At 71.2% G+C, this 16,834-nt stretch carries 16 protein-coding genes; 9 read left to right on the top strand and 7 right to left on the bottom strand.

The window, feature by feature from the left end:
* Positions 1–93: 93 nt before the first annotated feature.
* The 3 genes from SANBI_RS13170 to SANBI_RS13180 all read left to right on the top strand — a co-directional run bounded on the left by SANBI_RS13170 (position 94) and on the right by SANBI_RS13180 (position 2,150).
* Positions 94–639 (top strand): CGNR zinc finger domain-containing protein, encoded by a 546-nt coding sequence (locus SANBI_RS13170; RefSeq protein WP_319155736.1) that lies wholly within the window; start codon positions 94–96, stop codon positions 637–639.
* A 50-nt stretch (positions 640–689) separates the two neighbouring features.
* Complete coding sequence (locus tag SANBI_RS13175) at positions 690–1,154, top strand: SRPBCC family protein (protein ID WP_319155737.1); 465 nt, start codon at positions 690–692, stop codon at positions 1,152–1,154.
* A gap of 96 nt (positions 1,155–1,250) precedes the next feature.
* The gene (locus SANBI_RS13180) at positions 1,251–2,150 is read left to right on the top strand and encodes a MerR family transcriptional regulator (RefSeq protein ID WP_319155741.1); all 900 of its coding nucleotides are present in this window, start codon (positions 1,251–1,253) and stop codon (positions 2,148–2,150) included.
* 51 nt (positions 2,151–2,201) lie between these two features.
* On the opposite strand, the gene SANBI_RS13185 is transcribed toward SANBI_RS13180, so the two are convergent.
* The 4 genes from SANBI_RS13185 to SANBI_RS13200 all read right to left on the bottom strand — a co-directional run bounded on the left by SANBI_RS13185 (position 2,202) and on the right by SANBI_RS13200 (position 6,964).
* Positions 2,202–3,905, bottom strand: coding sequence for an endo-1,4-beta-xylanase (locus SANBI_RS13185; RefSeq protein WP_319155743.1), 1,704 nt, complete (start codon positions 3,903–3,905; stop codon positions 2,202–2,204).
* A 184-nt stretch (positions 3,906–4,089) separates the two neighbouring features.
* On the bottom strand, positions 4,090–5,058 hold the full coding sequence (locus tag SANBI_RS13190; RefSeq protein WP_319155745.1) for an endonuclease/exonuclease/phosphatase family protein: 969 nt from the start codon (positions 5,056–5,058) through the stop codon (positions 4,090–4,092).
* A gap of 123 nt (positions 5,059–5,181) precedes the next feature.
* On the bottom strand, positions 5,182–6,288 hold the full coding sequence (locus tag SANBI_RS13195; protein WP_319155748.1) for a sensor histidine kinase: 1,107 nt from the start codon (positions 6,286–6,288) through the stop codon (positions 5,182–5,184).
* Positions 6,281–6,964 (bottom strand): response regulator transcription factor, encoded by a 684-nt coding sequence (locus SANBI_RS13200; protein WP_056129237.1) that lies wholly within the window; start codon positions 6,962–6,964, stop codon positions 6,281–6,283. The genes SANBI_RS13195 and SANBI_RS13200 overlap by 8 nt, the downstream gene beginning before the upstream one ends.
* An 87-nt stretch (positions 6,965–7,051) precedes the next feature.
* Between SANBI_RS13200 and SANBI_RS13205 the strand changes: the two genes are divergently transcribed.
* Both SANBI_RS13205 and SANBI_RS13210 read left to right on the top strand, forming a co-directional pair.
* Positions 7,052–7,729: a M15 family metallopeptidase gene (locus SANBI_RS13205; protein ID WP_319155751.1), complete on the top strand. Its 678-nt coding sequence runs from the start codon at positions 7,052–7,054 to the stop codon at positions 7,727–7,729.
* Positions 7,730–7,857: 128 nt separating this feature from the next.
* Positions 7,858–8,463, top strand: a complete 606-nt coding sequence (locus SANBI_RS13210) for a class I SAM-dependent methyltransferase (RefSeq protein WP_319155754.1) — start codon at positions 7,858–7,860, stop codon at positions 8,461–8,463.
* Between the two features lie 63 nt (positions 8,464–8,526).
* Here SANBI_RS13210 and SANBI_RS13215 read toward each other — a convergent pair whose 3' ends face one another.
* Together SANBI_RS13215 and SANBI_RS13220 are read right to left on the bottom strand one after the other, a co-directional pair.
* Positions 8,527–9,930: a PhoH family protein gene (locus tag SANBI_RS13215; protein WP_408669708.1), complete on the bottom strand. Its 1,404-nt coding sequence runs from the start codon at positions 9,928–9,930 to the stop codon at positions 8,527–8,529.
* A 273-nt stretch (positions 9,931–10,203) separates the two neighbouring features.
* Positions 10,204–11,808 carry an MFS transporter gene (locus tag SANBI_RS13220; RefSeq protein WP_319155756.1) on the bottom strand — a complete coding sequence of 535 codons (1,605 nt, stop codon included), beginning with the start codon at positions 11,806–11,808 and terminating at the stop codon, positions 10,204–10,206.
* 151 nt (positions 11,809–11,959) lie between these two features.
* Here SANBI_RS13220 and SANBI_RS13225 point away from each other — a divergent pair, with 151 nt between their 5' ends.
* From SANBI_RS13225 to SANBI_RS13235, 3 genes are all read left to right on the top strand, one after another.
* A complete protein-coding gene (locus tag SANBI_RS13225) occupies positions 11,960–12,532 on the top strand; it encodes a DUF1697 domain-containing protein (protein WP_319155758.1) in 573 nt (190 codons plus the stop codon).
* A gap of 98 nt (positions 12,533–12,630) precedes the next feature.
* On the top strand, positions 12,631–13,944 hold the full coding sequence (locus SANBI_RS13230; RefSeq protein WP_319155760.1) for a sensor histidine kinase: 1,314 nt from the start codon (positions 12,631–12,633) through the stop codon (positions 13,942–13,944).
* The gene (locus tag SANBI_RS13235; protein ID WP_319155763.1) at positions 13,941–14,684 is read left to right on the top strand and encodes a response regulator transcription factor; all 744 of its coding nucleotides are present in this window, start codon (positions 13,941–13,943) and stop codon (positions 14,682–14,684) included. The genes SANBI_RS13230 and SANBI_RS13235 overlap by 4 nt, the downstream gene beginning before the upstream one ends.
* A 39-nt stretch (positions 14,685–14,723) precedes the next feature.
* Here SANBI_RS13235 and SANBI_RS13240 read toward each other — a convergent pair whose 3' ends face one another.
* Positions 14,724–15,359 (bottom strand): GNAT family N-acetyltransferase, encoded by a 636-nt coding sequence (locus SANBI_RS13240; RefSeq protein WP_319155765.1) that lies wholly within the window; start codon positions 15,357–15,359, stop codon positions 14,724–14,726.
* A 114-nt stretch (positions 15,360–15,473) separates the two neighbouring features.
* Between SANBI_RS13240 and nhaA the strand changes: the two genes are divergently transcribed.
* A complete protein-coding gene (gene nhaA, locus SANBI_RS13245) occupies positions 15,474–16,823 on the top strand; it encodes a Na+/H+ antiporter NhaA (RefSeq protein WP_319155768.1) in 1,350 nt (449 codons plus the stop codon).
* Positions 16,824–16,834 lie beyond the last annotated feature (11 nt).

A 16,834-nucleotide genomic window follows, 5' to 3' on the forward strand; every position in this document is an offset into this window, starting at 1 on the left:
GCCTAACTCCTTCAATCGGCTTGTGTGGTTAGACACAACCTAGGCGGCGATCTCTAACCTGTCAATCGACAGTCTTGGGGTTAGACTCGGGTCATGGCTGACGTCTCCTCGAACGAAGTCCTCCTGCTCGACCTGCTCAACTCCACCCCGGTGGAGGGCGAGAAGATCGTCGACGCCCTGGGCGACGACGCGACCGCCGCCGCCTGGACGCTGGAGCATGGCGGCACCGGCACCCCCCGCGAGGTGGAGCTGGTGCGCGAGGCCCGCGAGGTGCTCCAAGGGGTGGTCCGCGGAGACGCCGGACCCCAGTCGCTCGCCCCGTTCCTCCGAGACGTCGCCCAGGTGCCGACGATCAGCTCCGGCACCCTCGAGTGGCAGCTCCGGGCACCCGACGACAGCCTCCTGGCCGCCCGGGCCGTCATCGCGTGGAGCGAGCTCGAGCAGACCCGACCGGGCAGGCTCCGCTCGTGCGGCAACCCCGACTGCCGCCTGTTCCTCATCGACCGCAGCCACGGCAACCGCGCGCAGTGGTGCTCGATGGCCGTCTGCGGGAACCGCATGAAGGCCCGTCGGCACTACGACCGGAAGCGAGAAACCACCGGCGGCGGGCCGGCGGCGGCTGACGACCTCCGCGCCTGATCCGTCTCGGACTCTTGCGTCTCGTGGGGTCCAGAGGCCTACGATCGTCCATGGAGATCATCAGAGCCAGCGTGGACGTCCACGCCCCCGCTCGCGTCGTGTGGGACACCATGCTCGCCCGGGCCACCTACGAGCAGTGGACGGGTGCCTTCCACGAAGGATCGACCTACGAGGGCGGGTGGGACGAGGGCGCGGAGATCCGCTTCGTCGGCCCGGGCGAGGACGGCCAGACGAGCGGTCTCGTCGGGACCATCGTCGAGAACAGGCCCACCGAGCTCGTGACGATCCGGTACGACGGAGAGATCGACCGCGGCGTCGTGACACGCGAGAGCCCGATCGTCGGCCTGCGCGAGTCGTACGCCTTCAGCGAGACGGACGGGGTCACCACGCTCGAGGTCGAGGTCGAGGTCCCTGACGAGTGGGCCCCCAGCATGCGCCAGATGTGGGCCGAAGCCGTGATCTCGCTGAAGCAGCTCGCAGAGGCCGCACCGACCCCAGACTCCCCCGCACGCTGACGACAGGATCGATGCCTGCGCGAGGTCGGCTTGCTCCTGCCGCAGCGTCATGTGGTCTGCTCGAAGCACGTCCAGTACCGCTCCGAGAGGTCGACCATGCCCCTGTTCCCACCCCCGCCCCGTGAGGTCCTGATCGGCGACGCCGCGGCGTTCGTCGGCATCACTCCCCGGACGATCCGCCACTACCACCAGGTCGGACTGCTCCCGGAGCGCGAGCGGGGCAGCGACGGCCGCCGCCGGTACGGCTACGAGGAGATCATCCGCCTGCTCTGGGTCCGACGCATGGCCGACGCCGGGATCGCCCTCGAAGACATCCGCGATGCCTTCGCCGGCGCCGCGCCGGACGGCCCCGGTGGCAACGCCGGCGAGGGCGACGTCGACTGTGTCCTGGCCCGGCTCGAGGACACCCTCGCAGCGCAGGAGGCTGAGCTGCAGCGCAGGCGCGCCACTGTGCAGCGCATGCGGGCCCTCGGCAGCCGGCAGGGGCTGCTCGACGACCTCGTCTCGGGCCGTCTCGAGGCCGCGCCCGAGGGCTCGCTGCGCCAGGAGGACCTCGACACCCTGCTGGTCACCGAGCGGGTCTTCGGGCCGCTCGGCGCCGTCATGCAGGCGGGCCGCTTCCTCGCCCTGGCCCTCGACCCCGGGCTGCGCGCCGAGGCCGACCGCGTGGACGCCGCCGAGGCGGCGCTCGACGACACGGTCGCCGTCGACGACCCCCGGGTGGCGCAGGTTGCGGCCGAGCGGGCTGCCTTCGAGTCCGAGCTGATGCGTGTCATCGAGGAGTCCGGTCAGCTGGAAGAGGACGACGCGATCTTCGACGCCTGGGAAGAGCTGCACCCGCCTGAAGACGCCGACGCCGTGCCCGACCCCGCCCCAGCAGACGTCTCCCGCGCCAAGAGCGCGGCCGACATCATCTGGAGCATGCCCTACGACTTCTCCCCCGCCCGCGTGCGCTGCATGGAGCTGGCTGTGCAGCTCGGGGCGTCGGCGCCCTAGGTGGGCCTGACGCCCTTGGGGCGTCGACCTCCCCGCGCAGGTGCTCGACGGTCAGCCCGCGAGGACCTCTCTCACAGCGTCGTACGCCGGCGTCGGTTCTCCGTCGTCGAACAGGAGGTCGTGGCCCTGCCGGAGCGCTCCGTCGTCGTCGACCCACCAGTCGAAGGCGTCGTCCACGCCCCACGTCGTGTACGAGACGCAGGCGGTCGACGCGAAGCAGGCCGCGAGCACCGTGGCGTACTGCTCCGCCTGGACAGCCTGCCCCTCGCTGTCCGTCACGTCGTTCTCGGAGATCCGGGCGAGCAGCCCGGCGTCCTCGACGCTGGCGAAGGTCGTCGCGAGATCGTCGGCCGAGAGGGCGTCGGTGTCGAGGTCGTAGACGTGAGCCTGGAGGCCCACGCCGTCGATGTGCCCGCCCTGCACGTTCGTGTCGAGGGCGAGCTGCAGCAGGGCGTCCTGACGGGGACCCGGCACGTCGGCGCCGTTCTCGTTGATGAACTGCCTGACGTCCGGGTCTGCGTCGTGGACCGCCTGCGAGACGACGACCGGGTAGGTCGGCCCGAAGACACGGAACCAGACGTTCTCCTGCAGGCTGGTCCCCTGCTCGAGGTCGAAGGGTTCGTTGACGACGTCGAGCGAGTCGAGCCGCCCCCGGAAGTGCGTGACGACGGTGGTCACGTAGTCGAGCAGGACCACGGCGCTCTCCTGGCGCTCCTGCTCGGTGCCCGTCGGGAGCTCGCGCATCCAGCGCGGCATCGCCTCGGTGAAGGCGATGGTGTGGCCGTGCACGGCGATCCCCGCGCTCGCCGCCACGTCGAGGAGGGCGTCAGCCTCCTCGAAGCTGTACTCCCCCTGCCGCGGGGAGAGCGCCTGCGGCTTCATGGCGTTCTCCGGTGTGATCACGCCGAAGTTGCCCACGACGGCGTCCGCATACTGCGCGTCAGAGGCGAGCGGCCCGAGGGCCACCGCGGCGCCGACCAGGAAGTCCGGGCGGGAGCCTGCGGCCAGAGCCTGAAGACCGTCCGGAGACGGCTCAGCGTCGGCCACGGAGGGCCCGGCAGCGGCCAGGTGAGCACCGCTCGGCGCAGCGGCAGCGAGCGCGCTGACCGTGAAGGCTCCCTCCTCGCTCGACAACCCCAGCCAGAGCTCGCCGGAGACGAAGACGTCACCGAGGGGCAGGGAGGACAGCGTCTCACCGTCGCTCGCGATCTCGAGCCGATCACCAGAACGGTGCACGGAGAGCTCCGCCGCGGGGTCGAGGAGCGTGACGTGCTCGTCGTGCGCTGGCTGCGGGTCGGTCACGTCCTGCGGGTGCGAGCCGTCGAAGACAGCGATCCGGAGGTCGTCGCCGCGGAGCGTCAGCTGGACACCTGCAGGCTCGATCCGGAACTCGTCGGCGATCACCGGCGGGCTGTCGTAGACGGCCAGGGTGGCGTCGGCTGTCACGTCTGTGAACGTCGCCCGGAGCGTGAAGTCTTCTGGGGCCACCAGGTGCGTCCCCGCGAGGTTGACCGGCGGGTCAGGTTGGCCTCCCCCACCGTCCTGCTCGACGATGCTCCGCCCGGTCACCGTCACCCGCAGACCTGCGCTCTCCTCGACGACCCCGGGCACGTGCCCCCAGTCCTGCTGCAGCAGGTCGACGACGGTGCCCTGCTCGGACGGCGAGCCCGTCGAGCTGCAGCCCGCCAGAACAAGGAGGGTGCTGGCGACCGCCACGCTCACCGTGCGCCGCCGCCGGGCGGTCAGGGCCGCCACGAGCGACCGTCGTCCACGGGAGCCAGCCGGTCGTCGAGGTCGGTGGTGAGCACCGGCGCGTGCGTCGAGAGGTGGCCCATGAGATGAAAGGTAGCAAGACCTGTCCGGACGATCTCGGACGTCTGGTGGCGTCCGTGGACCGTCCTGACGATCAGCGGGCAGGTTCTGTCGACCACCCGGTGACTCACCTGGGCGCGACCCGGACCACGACGGCACGGTGGTCGGTGCCGGGGACGTCGACGACCGCACCCGCGCGGACGGTGAACCGTCCTCCGTCGACGAGCACGTGGTCGATGGCCGTGCCGAGCACACCGGGCAGGGAGCTGGGGAACGTGCCGTACCCGCCGATCCCGACGGCTGATCCGGCGTCGACGTAGGTGCCGGTCTCGCGCAGCTGCTCGTGGTCGAGCGTGGCATTCATGTCTCCGGCCACGATGCCACCCGTCATGGTCCGGAAGAGCTCCCGCACCTGAGAGCCTTCGCTGCGCCACGCCCCCAGGTCGTCGGTCGGGTCTGGGGGCAACGAGGTCGGGTGCACGGCGGCGATCGGTGGGCCGTCGCCGTCGACAGGCTCGACCCGGACCCCGCCGACGGGCCCGTCGACCTCGCGGTAGGCGCCCAGCGACTCTGCGACCAGGAGGGCTGTGCCCCGGTTGGGGCCGGCGCCGAAGGTAGGGAAGACCTGGAAGGACTCACCGCGGCCGGCGAGCTGCGCGACCACCTCGTCGACGACAGGCTGCCCCTCGGGGAGCGCGACGACGTCGGCTCCGCTGCTGATGACACGATCGACGACGGCCGAGACCGTCTCCTCCCCCGCCCGTTCGCCCCGGACGTTGGCCGTCAGCACGGTGATGTCGCCGTCGCGCTCGTCGGCGGCGAGCACGGGGAGGCCAGCGCCCAGACCGCGGGCGTCGAGCACGAGCAGGTGCGACCCTGCCGCGAGAGCGCACACGAGGGCGACGGAGATCGTGCGGACCGGGCGCCGTCGTCGGGAGCCGATCCCGACTGCGGTGAGCAGTGCCACCGCAGCCATGCCGGCGAAGCCCCACAGGAACCAGATGCGCAGCGCGACGGCCTGCGCGACCCCCTTCTCGGTCGACCAGCCGAGCATCCCGGGCGCGACGGACAGGACCGCTGCCGTCGCGACGACCACGACGACGATCCACCTGAGCACTCTGGTGCGCTCCAGGCTGCCGCTCGGTTCCGAGGTCGTCGACCGTCTCAGAGCAGACTGCGAGCGCGCCCCGTCGTCTTGTCCCATCACTGTGACTTCTCTCTACGACGCAGGGATCTGCGCCCGCACCGTGAGGCCACCACCGGCACGGGGCACCACGGTGATGTGCCCGGAGTGGGCGCGCGCGACCGAGGCGACGATCGACAGACCGAGCCCCGCGCCGACGTGCGACGGGTCGCGCGGTCGTGTCCTGCCCGCTGCGCGGACGAAGGGTTCCGTGAGGGTGGCCGCGACCTCGTCGCTGACGACCGGACCGGTGTTGGCGACCTCGACGAGAGCGTCGCCGTGCTCGTCTGTCCACGTGGCGACCAGCACCTGCCCGCCGGGGTGGTTGTGCACCACGGCGTTCTGGACGAGGTTGGTCACGAGCCGTGCGAGCAGCCCGGGGTGGCCGGTGGTCGCTGCCGCGAGGAGGTCGCAGGTGACGACGACGTCACGGCTGGCAGCAGCGGCCTTCAGGTCCTCGGCCGCGGTCGCCGCCAGCGCCGCCAGGTCGACCGGCTCGCGTTCCCGCGCGGCACTGTCCGCCTGGGCGAGGGAGAGCAAGGCCTCGGTGAGCGCGATGGAGCGTTCGTTGACGGTCTCCAGACGTCCGAGCAGCTGCTCCACGTCACGGTCGGGGTCCGCACGGGCGACCTCGAGCATCGTGCGGATCACCGCGTGCGGTGTCCGGAGCTCGTGGGAGGCGTTCGCCGCGAACCGCTGGTGCTCGTCGACGGAGGCCTGGACGCGGTCCAGCATGTCGTCGAAGGTGTCGGCGAGCCCGGACAGCTCGTCGGAGCGACCCGCCATGTCGATCCGGTGGTCCAGGTCACCGCCTCTGACCTGCTCCGCCGTGCCGGTGATCAGACGCAGGCGCCGCAGCAGGCGCCCGGCGAGCAGCCATCCACCACCGAGGCCGATCGTGGCGAGGAAGACCAGCCCGGCGGAGGCGTACCTGACGAAGACCGGCATGAGGTCGGAACGAGACGGTGCGAACCCACCGCCGTACTCCAGGAGGTTCCCGTCCGGCACGAACCGCAGCAGCAGGACACCGACGGCGATCAGCACGACGCCGACCACGACGACGAAGGCGGCGTAGCTCAGGGTCAGCTGCCACCGCAGCGACAGCCCGCGCGGGCGCGAGCGGGCCGGCCGCGACCTAGGCATCGTGGTCGACGTCCGTCGCGTCGTCGATCTGGTAGCCCACGCCTGTCACGGTCCGGATGAGCGCCGGCTCGCCGAGGCGCTTGCGCAGGGCGGAGATGGTGATGCGGACCGCGTTCGTGAGCTGGTCGGCGTTCTCGTCCCAGGCACGCTCGAGCAGCTGCTCGGCGCTCACCACGCCACCCTCGGCGTTGAGCAGCACCTGCAGCACAGCGAACTGCTTGCGGGTCAGCGCGACGTAACGGCCGTCCCTGAACACCTCTCGCCGGAACGGGTCCAGCCGGAGACCGGCCGACCGCACGACCGGGGGTCGACCGACGTCTCTCCTGCGCTCGAGCGCCCGCAGCCGCAAGACCAGCTCACGCATCACGAAGGGCTTGGTGAGGTAGTCGTCGGCGCCGCTGCCGAACCCGGCCTGCTTGTCGTCGATCCGGCTCGCGGCCGTCACCATGATGATCCGAGGCCCACCGGGCTCCTGGGAGACGATCCGCGCGATCTCGTCGCCGTCCGGGCCCGGGACGTCACGGTCCAGGACGAGCACGTCGTACTCGTTCACCGCGAGCATCTCCAGGGCTGTGTCACCGTCCCCGGCGATGTCGGCGGCGATCGCCTCGAGCCGCAACCCGTCACGGACGGCCTCGGCCATGAAGGCCTCGTCTTCGACGATCAGTACTCGCATCCGCTCACCCTAGGGTGCACGACATGTCGGGAGCGTATGCGCCCGGCCATACGTCCTGGCAACGTCCGTCGAGGTCGCATGGTCACCATGCAGACCACGAACAGCACCGCACCCCGTCCGACCCGACCTGTCCGTTCCGGGATCCTCACGCTGCTGGCGATCCTCCTCGGGATCGTGCTCGCAGCAGCCCTGGTGGGCCTGGTCCTGCTCAGCGTGACGGGGTGGCTCCGGAGCCCTGACGAGACAGCGTCGGCGCAGACGTCGTCCGTATCCGTCGGCTCCGACGTCACGTCCGACGAGCCGCCCCAGACCGGACCGCTCACCGAGGCCGACGGCCTGATCCCCGCCGGGACCGACATCACCGCGGGAGCGGACCTGCCCGCCGTGACGAGGCTCGACCCGGCCCTGCGCGCCGCCGTCGAGGCCGCGACCGCGGAGGCGACCCTGGACGACCAGCCCCTCTACGTCACGACAGGCTGGCGCAGCGCTCGCTATCAGGGACAGCTCTACGACGAGGCGCTGGCCACCTACGGCAGCGAGGAGGACGCCCGCCAGTTCGTCGCCACCCCCGAGACCTCCACTCACGTCACCGGCAGAGCCGTCGACATCGGTCCGCTGGACGCGATGTACTGGCTGCTGGAGCACGGACCCGACTACGGGTTGTGCCAGACCTACGCCAACGAGATCTGGCACTTCGAGCTCGCGACGACCCCGGGCGGCACGTGCCCCGAGATGCTCCCCGACGCGTCCCACCTCGGTGGGTGAGGGACGTCGAGGGGCAGCCCCGAGCCGTGCGGCGGCGACGCTCAGTACCTGAGACAAGCGGAGGCGGTTGTCGTCCGCACGGCGCGGATCGCCCTCTGCGACTCCGTCACCCCCGGTACCGTCGAGGCGTGACAGAGACGACTGCCGCCTACACCGCCCGAGCAGCCGAGTACACGGCTCTCCTGGGTTCGATGTCGGCGGTGCATCCCTCGGACCGCCAGATCGTCGAGTCGTGGGCTGGACGCGTGAGCGGCCCCGTCCTCGACGCGGGCTGCGGCCCAGGGCACTGGACGAACCATCTGGCGGAGCTCGGGCTCGACGCCCGCGGCATCGACGTGGTGCCCGAGTTCGTCGGGCACGCCCGGTCGACCTATCCCGGCATCCGATTCGACCTCGAGAGCATCGACCGGACCGACGCCCCCGACGCCTCCCTGGGTGGCGTCCTGTCCTGGTTCTCCACGATCCACCACGACCCGTCGACCATCAGCACGCCGATCGCCGAGTTCGCCCGGATCCTGCAGACCGGCGGCGAGCTCGTCCTCGGCTATTTCGACGGCGCCTCGTGCGAAGCCTTCGAGCACGCTGTCCTGCGTGCCTACAGGTGGCCGGCCGACGACCTGCACAGGCTGCTCGACGCAGCGGGCTTCGACGTGGTCGAGACCCACCGCAGGGCCAGCCGCGGGCAGCGACCCGTGGGGACGATCGTGTGCGAACGGCGTGCCGCAGCCCGATGACGTGCCATCGGGCGTGGACCGGCGCGTCCGACGACGCGATCTAGACGGCCCACGCCCGCACCCTCACACCTCGATGCGCTCCATCATGTCCGTGACCAGCGCCGCTACAGCGGACCGCTCGGACCGGGTCAGCGTCACGTGCGCGAAGAGCGGGTGCCCCTTGAGCGCCTCGATCACCGCGGCGACGCCGTCGTGGCGCCCGACGAGCAGGTTGTCGCGCTGGGCGACGTCGTGGGTGAGCACCACCCTGGACGACTGCCCGATCCGCGAGAGCACCGTGAGCAACACGTTGCGCTCGAGGGACTGCGCCTCGTCGACGATCACGAAGGCGTCGTGGAGGGACCGCCCGCGGATGTGGGTCAGCGGCAGGACCTCGAGGATCTCGCGGTCGATCACCTCGTCGATCACCTCTTTGCTGACGAGCGCACCGAGGGTGTCGAAGACGGCCTGGGCCCACGGGCTCATCTTCTCGGCCTCGGAGCCGGGCAGGTAGCCGAGCTCCTGCCCGCCGACGGCGTAGAGCGGCCTGAACACCATGATCTTGCGGTGCTGGCGTCGTTCGAGCACAGCCTCGAGGCCCGCGCAGAGCGCGAGGGCGGACTTGCCGGTCCCGGCGCGGCCACCGAGGGAGACGATCCCGATCGCGTCGTCGAGCAGCAGGTCGATCGCGATGCGCTGCTCGGCCGAGCGACCCCGGACCCCGAAGACCTCGCGGTCGCCGCGGATCAGCTGGAGGTGCTTGTCGGGCGTGACCCGGGCGAGGGCCGACCCGCGGGTCGAGTGCAGCACGAGACCCTTGTGGCAGAGCAGCGGCTCTGCGGCGGTCACCGACGCCGCGTCGACGGCGGCGAGCTCCATCGACTCGTGCTCCCACAGCTGAGCCATCTGGTCTTCGGCGAGGTCGAGCTCGCCCATCCCCGTCCAGCCGGAGTCGACTGCGAGCTCGGCACGGTACTCGTCGGCGCTCAGCCCGACGGCCGACGCCTTGACGCGCATCGGGAGGTCTTTGGAGACCACGGTGACGTCGGCGCCCTCAGCCGCGAGGTTCGCTGCGACGGCGAGGATGCGGGTGTCGTTGTCCCCGAGCCGGAATCCGTCGGGCAGTGCGGAGGGGTCGGTGTGGTTGAGCTCGACGCGCAGCGACCCGCCGTCGCCGACGGGGATCGGGTGGTCGAGGCCGCCGTTCTTCACGCGGAGGTCGTCGAGCATGCGCAGGGCGCTCCGGGCGAAGTACCCGAGCTCGGGGTGGTGGCGCTTGGCCTCGAGCTCGGTGATGACGACGATCGGCAGGACCACGTCGTGCTCGGCGAACCTCACGAGCGCCTTCGGGTCGGAGAGCAGGACAGACGTGTCGAGCACGAAGGTCTTGCGGCCCTCCGCTGCAGCCGCACCAGCAGCCTCAGGCGTCTCGGTCCTCGCGGACCTCCCAGCAGTCTTCCCAGCTACCACGGTCTTCTCAGCAACCACGACGAGCTCCCTCCGGCGCACGCTGTGCGCCTGCCGTCCGGGCGGTGCGTGCGGGGCACGTCACCGTCGGGCGAGTGGGTCTGGCGGTCCGCCGGTCCACGCAGGGGCGTGGCCGCGGACGGCCGTCCTGCTCGGAGCTGATGCTCCATGGGCTGGCCTCCCGGAGGACGACGGGTGTCGTCCGTCTCCTGCAAACTACGCCCGTGTGATTCAGAGCACACCCCTCGTGGGGCAGATGTCGCGAGATGTCACCCAGAGTTCACACGAGCGACGTCAGACGTGCCCGGACTCCCGGCGCATCAGCACCCCCGACACCAGCCCGACGACAAGAACGCCCGCGACCAGGAGCATGGTGTCCCCGGCAGCCTGGGCGAAGCCGGTCCCGAAGGCCGCAGACCCTGCCGCGGAGATCGCGTCGGCCACGTCGGCCGGGACGCCGTCAGGCACGGGAACCGACCCGCCAGCCCCGCTGAAGGACCCGCCCATCGACGCGAAGCCGTCGACGAAGGACTGCCTGTACTGCTCCGGGAGAGCCCCCGCGGCATCCTGCGCCGCCGCGGGAAGCGTCACGGCGAGGCGCGTCTGGAGCATCGCGATGATCGCAGCCGAGCCGATGACCCCACCGACCTGGCGGGTCGTGTTGAAGGCCCCGGCCCCGGCGCCGGCGGTCGACTGGTCGAGCCCGGCCGTCGCCAGGCTCGCCATGGGCGAGAACACGCAGCCTGTGCCGAGCCCGAAGAACAGCATCGGCACGACGATCGTCCACGCCGAGATCCCGGGGGCGATCACGAGGTCGAGCCAGACCGTCGCGACGGCGAGGGACGCGAAGCCGGTGACCATGACCCACTTGGCCGGGACCCTGTCGGAGAGCCGTCCGGCGAAGGGCGCGACCACGCCCGAGACCACCGAGCTCGGCAGGCTCACGAGCGCGGCGTGCAGGGGCGAGAGGCCGAGGGTCGTCTGCAAGAACAGGGTGAGCGGGAAGAAGATGCCGATCATCGCGAAGGACACCGTCATGCCCGAGACGTTCGCGAGCGAGAAGTTGCGGTGGTGGAACAGGCTCAGCGGCAGCAGCGCGTCTTGGCCGAGCCTGCGCTGCCACAGCAGGAAGCCGACGATCACCACGACCCCGAGCCCGATGATCAGCGGGATCGACACCGGCCCCCACACCTGGCCCCAGTCGTAGGTCTCCCCCTCCTGCACACCGAAGACGAGCGCACCCAGCCCGACGACCGAGAGGACCACCCCGAGCACGTCGAAGGACTTCTTGTCCGTGGCGAGCGCCGGCAGGGCTCGGAAGGAGAAGAACAGGGCCACGAGGCCGACCGGCACGTTGATGAAGAAGATCCACTCCCAGCCGAGCGTCTCGACGAACAGGCCGCCGAGCACAGGCCCGGTGATGGTCGCGATCCCCGCGACCGACCCCCAAACGCCCATCGCCGCACCGCGCTTCTGCGGCGGGAACACGCGGGTGATGATCGCCATCGTCTGCGGCGTCATGAGCGCCGCACCGACCCCCTGCACGGCCCGCGCGGTGATGAGCATGCCGATGCTCCCCGAGAACCCGCACCACAGGGAGGACAGCGTGAAGACGACCAGCCCCGCGACGAAGATGTTCTTCGGCCCGAACCTGTCCCCCAGGCGCCCGGTGACGAGCAGCAGCACGGCGTAGGTGAGCAGGTAGGCGCTCGTCACCCACCCGACGGCCGAGAGCCCCACGTCGAAGCTGTCGACGAGGGTCGGCACGGCGATGTTCACGATGGTCGTGTCGACCATGATCATGAAGAACCCGAGCAGCAGCGGCGGCAGCACGCTCCACGGGCTGCGTCCACCGAGGTCGACCTGCGCCGACGGTCCTGTCGAGCTGGGAGCGGTCATCGTGTGTCCTCGCTGGTCGAGCAGACGTGCCCGAGACGCAGGGATGCTGGCCTGGGCCGTGCGCGTCCCAGCGCAGTCTCGGGTGGCGGCACCTGACCGCCCGCCCAGTCTGCTCCCGGCCACCGACACCCACCACCGCTAGTCTCGACCCGTGACCCTCACCACAGCAGTCGTCCTGCTCCGCGGCGTCAACGTCGGCGGGCACCGCAAGGTCCCCTCGGCCGGCCTGCGCGCCGTCGGCGAGAACGCCGGTTGGACCCGCGCGACGACGATCCTCGCGAGCGGCAACCTCGTGGTCTCAGCGCCCACACCTGGCAGCGCTGCAGCCGCATGCACCACCGAGGCCGAGGTCGGTGCCGTCGTGCACGCCGGGCTCCTCGACCGGCTCGGGCTCGACGTCGACATCATCGTGGTGTCCCCCGAGACCCTCGACGCTGTCGTCGCGCACAACCCCTTCCCGGCAGAGGCAGAGTCCGCCCCGTCGAAGCTGCTGGTCACCTTCTACGCGACCCCGCCGACCGCCGAGGCCGTCGCCGGTCTCGACCTGGCACCGCACCCCGAGCAGATGGCGTGGCACGCGGGCACCTCGTACACCGTCTACCCCGAGGGCGCCGGAACCACCCGCCTCACCCCCGCGCTGCTCCGCCGCACCCTCGGCGTCGACGGGACCGCCCGGAACTGGACCACCGTCCTCCGGCTGCGCGACCTCGCCGCGGCGGGGTGAGACTCGGTCGATCGGTCGAGACCCGGACGCCGAGGCAGCAGCGAAGATCGGTCGGTCGGCCGTCGCGGCCTGCTCCCGGCGCGCCGTAGGGTCGTCGCATGCGAGTCTCGGACAGCCCTGTGGTCGACGCGCGCTGGGCGCTGCCCGGGCTCCTCGCCGGAGCCGCGCAGAACGGCGCAGCGCGGCGCATCCCCCGCCGGACCGCCCGCGACTGGGCGATCGACAGCATCGCCTTCCTCGTCTCGCTCGGCTTCGTCATGCTCGTCGCGGTGGCTCAGGCCCCGGCGACCAGCCCCGGGGACATCAGCCTCGGCTTCGACGGCCCCCGGGAGTTCCCGCTCGTCGACGGCGTCCTCGACCCCGTCCTCGGGGTGCTGCTGTCCCTCGCGCTCTGGTGGCGACGCCGGTTCCCGCTCGCCCTGAGCCTCGTCGCGCTCGTGCTGTCGACCTTCACCCTGAGCACGGGTGCCGCGACCGTCATCTTGCTGTTCACCCTCGCCGTCCACAGGCCGTGGCCGGTGTCGGTCCCGGTGAACCTCCTGCAGATCCCCGTCTCCTTCCTGCACCTGCGGATCACCGAGGGCAGCGCCGACGACTGGGGGTCGCTGATCTTCGGCACGCTCATCGGGATGATGGTCCTCGCCTGGGGCATCGCCGTCAGGGCACGGCGCCAGCTGGTCTTGAGCCTGCGGGAGAGCGCCGAGCAGGAACGTGGTCAGCACGAGCTGAGGCTCGTCGACGCACGCCGTGGCGAGCGGTCGAGCATCGCCCGTGAGATGCACGACGTCCTCGCGCACCGCATCTCGCTGCTCTCCGTGCACGCCGGCGCCCTGGAGTACCGCACACGGCAGGCGGAGAGCGGTGCGGCCGCCCCGCTGACCGCGACCGAGGTGCACGACGCCGTCACCGTCATCCGCGAGAACGCCCACCAAGCCCTCGAAGAGCTCCGCGAGGTGCTCACCGTGCTGCGCACCGACTCGAGCGACGACCAGGACGACGAGACCGGCACGGCCGCGCCGCAGGCAGCCATCTCCGACCTCGAGACGCTCGTCGAGGAAGCACGCGCCGCGGGTCAGCAGATCCACGTCACCTCAGACGCTTCAGGGCTCGACGAAGCACGCCCGCAGCTCCAGCGCACGGTGTTCAGGGTGGTCCAGGAGGGCCTGACGAATGCCCGCAAGCACGCGCCGGAGGTGCCGGTCAACGTCCTGCTACGCGGCACCGCGGGCGACGAGGTGGTCGTCGAGGTCACCAACGTCACGCAGATCTCCACGCCGCGCTCGACCATCCCCGGGGCCGGGGCGGGCCTCACAGGGCTCACCGAACGCGTCCTGCTCGAGGGCGGCACCCTCGAGGCCGGGGCGAGCGGGGGCGCCTTCAGGCTCAAGGTCCGGCTACCGTGGCGCTCATGATCAGAACCCTCATCGTCGACGACGACGCCCTCGTGCGTGCCGGGCTCCGGCTGATGCTCGCCGGGGCACCCGACATCGAGGTCGTCGGGGAGGTCGCGGACGGCTCCCTCGTCGCAGACGCCGTCGCCGAGCACAGGCCTGACGTCGTCCTCATGGACATCCGCATGCCCGTCATGGACGGGATCGCCGCGACGCGCGCCCTGCGCGGGGGCACGCAGACGAGCGCGCAGCCGGGCGAGCCGGCGGGCGCAGATGCTGACTCGGGTGCCGCGCCCGCGGTCGAGGCACCGCAGGTCATCGTCCTGACGACCTTCGGCGGAGACGAGACCATCCTCGGGGCCCTCCAGGCCGGCGCGTCGGGCTACCTGCTCAAGCACACCCCGCCCGAGGAGATCGTCGACGCCGTCCGCCGGACCGCGCACGGCGACCCGGTCCTCTCCCCCGACGTCATGAAGGTGCTCATCGACCGGGCGACCGCCGAGTCCGCCCCCGGTGCCGCGGCTGCGGCGCCCGCGGGCTCGTCCCGAGCCGACCAGGCGGTCGCTCGCCTCTCGGTCCTCAGCAACCGCGAGCGCGACGTCGCGAGCGCCGTCGCGCAGGGGCTCTCGAACACGGAGATCGCCGAGCAGATGTACCTGTCGATGGGCACCGTGAAGTCGCACATCTCGAGCGCGCTCACCAAGCTCGACTTCACCAACCGCATCCAGCTGGCGCTGCTCGCCTACGAGGCTGAGCGCTGAGACTCGGGGCTGAGGGGTGACGGCCTCACCTGCAGACCGTCACTGCCGGGCAGCCCACTCGTGGGCGAGGAGCGCGTAGCCGACCGAGTCGACCCACCCGAGGTCGCGGTGGAGCGCGTCGGCCACGGCGTGGTGCTCGCGACGCATCCCGAGGCGCTCGGCCAGGCGGAGCGACGGCTCGTTGTCCGCGAAGGCCTCGGCGACCACGCGGCGGACCTTGAGGTCTTCGAAGCACAGGCGCAAGACCTCTCGCACGGCCTCGGTCGCGTAGCCCTGGCCTCCGACGTCGGGGCTCAGGCTCCACCCGAGCTCGGCCTGCTGCTCTCTCGCGTCCTCGGCCACCTCGCGCTGCGCCCAGGCGTCCTCGACACGGACCATGAGGTCCCCGACCACCCGGCCGTCGAGCTCGATCACGAGGAGGTCGCGCAGCCGCCTGCCGAGGATCTCGTGCCAGTCCGCCCTGTCGGTCGGGAGCCACGAACCCCACCGGCTGACCTCCTCGAGCCGGCGGTACTCCCAGATCGCGGCCTCGTCGGCCATGGTCACCCGGCGCAGGGTCAGACGCTCGGTCCGGCGGGGCCAGGCGAGTCGGTCGAGCGGGGCGGGAGCGGTCTGGGACTCGCCGGGCTGGGCATCGGTGATCTGCGTGTCGTCGGTCTGCGTGTCGTCGGTCACCGTGCCAGCATGCCAGCCCGGAGGCAGGGGACGAGGCTGGCGACTACGCTGTCTCGTGGTGTGCCGGGAAGTCTGGTCGGCGATGACCTTGTCGACCCTCCGAAGGAGCCCCCCATGTCTACCCCTGTCTCTCCAGGTCCCGCGCACGAGCCCGACGGCGCGACCGGCCCCGAGCCGCTGACCCGGTCCCCGCAGGACTCGGCTCCGCCTGCGGCGCAGACCGTCCCGGCGCGTCTCGCCGGGTGGGTCACGCGCGAGACGACCGGCGGCATGCTCCTCATCGGCGCCGCGATCCTCGCCATCGTCTGGGCGAACTCCCCCTGGCGCGAGATCTACACCACGCTCTCCGAGACGAAGATCGGTCCGGCCTCCCTGCACCTCGACCTGTCGGTCGCCGGGTGGGCGGCGGACGGTCTGCTCGCGATCTTCTTCTTCGTCGTCGGTCTCGAGCTCAAGCACGAGCTGGTCGCAGGGTCGCTGCGCGAGCCACGGCAGGCGGCCGTGCCGATGCTGGCCGCTGTCGGTGGCATGGCCGTCCCGGCGATCCTCTTCGTGACGGTCGTGCTGGTGACAGGCGACACCACAGCACTCGGTGGCTGGGCGATCCCCACGGCCACCGACATCGCCTTCGCGCTCGCCGTCCTCGCGGTGTTCGGGCGAGGGCTGCCGACGGCTGTGCGCACCTTCCTGCTGACCCTCGCCGTCGTCGACGACCTGCTGGCGATCGTCGTCATCGCGATCTTCTACACGGACTCGCTGTCCTGGGGTCCGCTCGCCCTCGCCGTGCTCGGGCTGATCTTCTTCAGGATCCTGGTCAGGGCTCGGACCGTCCGGTGGTGGCTCCTGCTCCCGCTCGCCGTGGTCGTCTGGGCGCTCGTCCACGCCTCGGGGATCCACGCGACCGTCGCCGGCGTGACGATGGGCTTCCTCGTGCCGGCCCTCGTGGTCCACGGCGAGAAGGAGACGCGCACGCACCGTTTCGAACGGACGTGGAACCCGCTGTCCTCCGGCATCGCCCTGCCCGTCTTCGCCTTCTTCGCCGCAGGGGTCACGGTGGTCGGCAGCTCTCTGCTCGACGTGCTCGGCCAGGGAGTCACGATCGGGATCGTCGTGGGGCTCGTTGTCGGCAAGTGCCTGGGCATCCTGGGCACCACCTGGTTGGTCACCCGTATGACTCCCTTGCGCCTCGCGCAGGGCATCGGCATCCGTGACCTGCTGCCGGTCGGCCTGCTCGCCGGGATCGGCTTCACGGTGTCGCTGCTGATCGTCGAGCTGTCCTTCGACCCGAGCAGCGAGCACGGGACCGGCGCGAAGATCGCCGTGCTGCTCGCCTCGGTGATCTCCGCGACCCTCGGAGCCCTGGCGCTGCGCCACGACGCGCGACGCACAGACCGGACGAACGACATGAACCTCGACGGGGTCCCGGACGACATCACCGACCACATCGGCGACAAGAAGTCCTGACGGCTCCGGCT

This window comes from Sanguibacter biliveldensis, from assembly GCF_033798665.1.
Taxonomy (GTDB): Bacteria; Actinomycetota; Actinomycetes; order Actinomycetales; family Cellulomonadaceae; genus Sanguibacter; species Sanguibacter inulinus.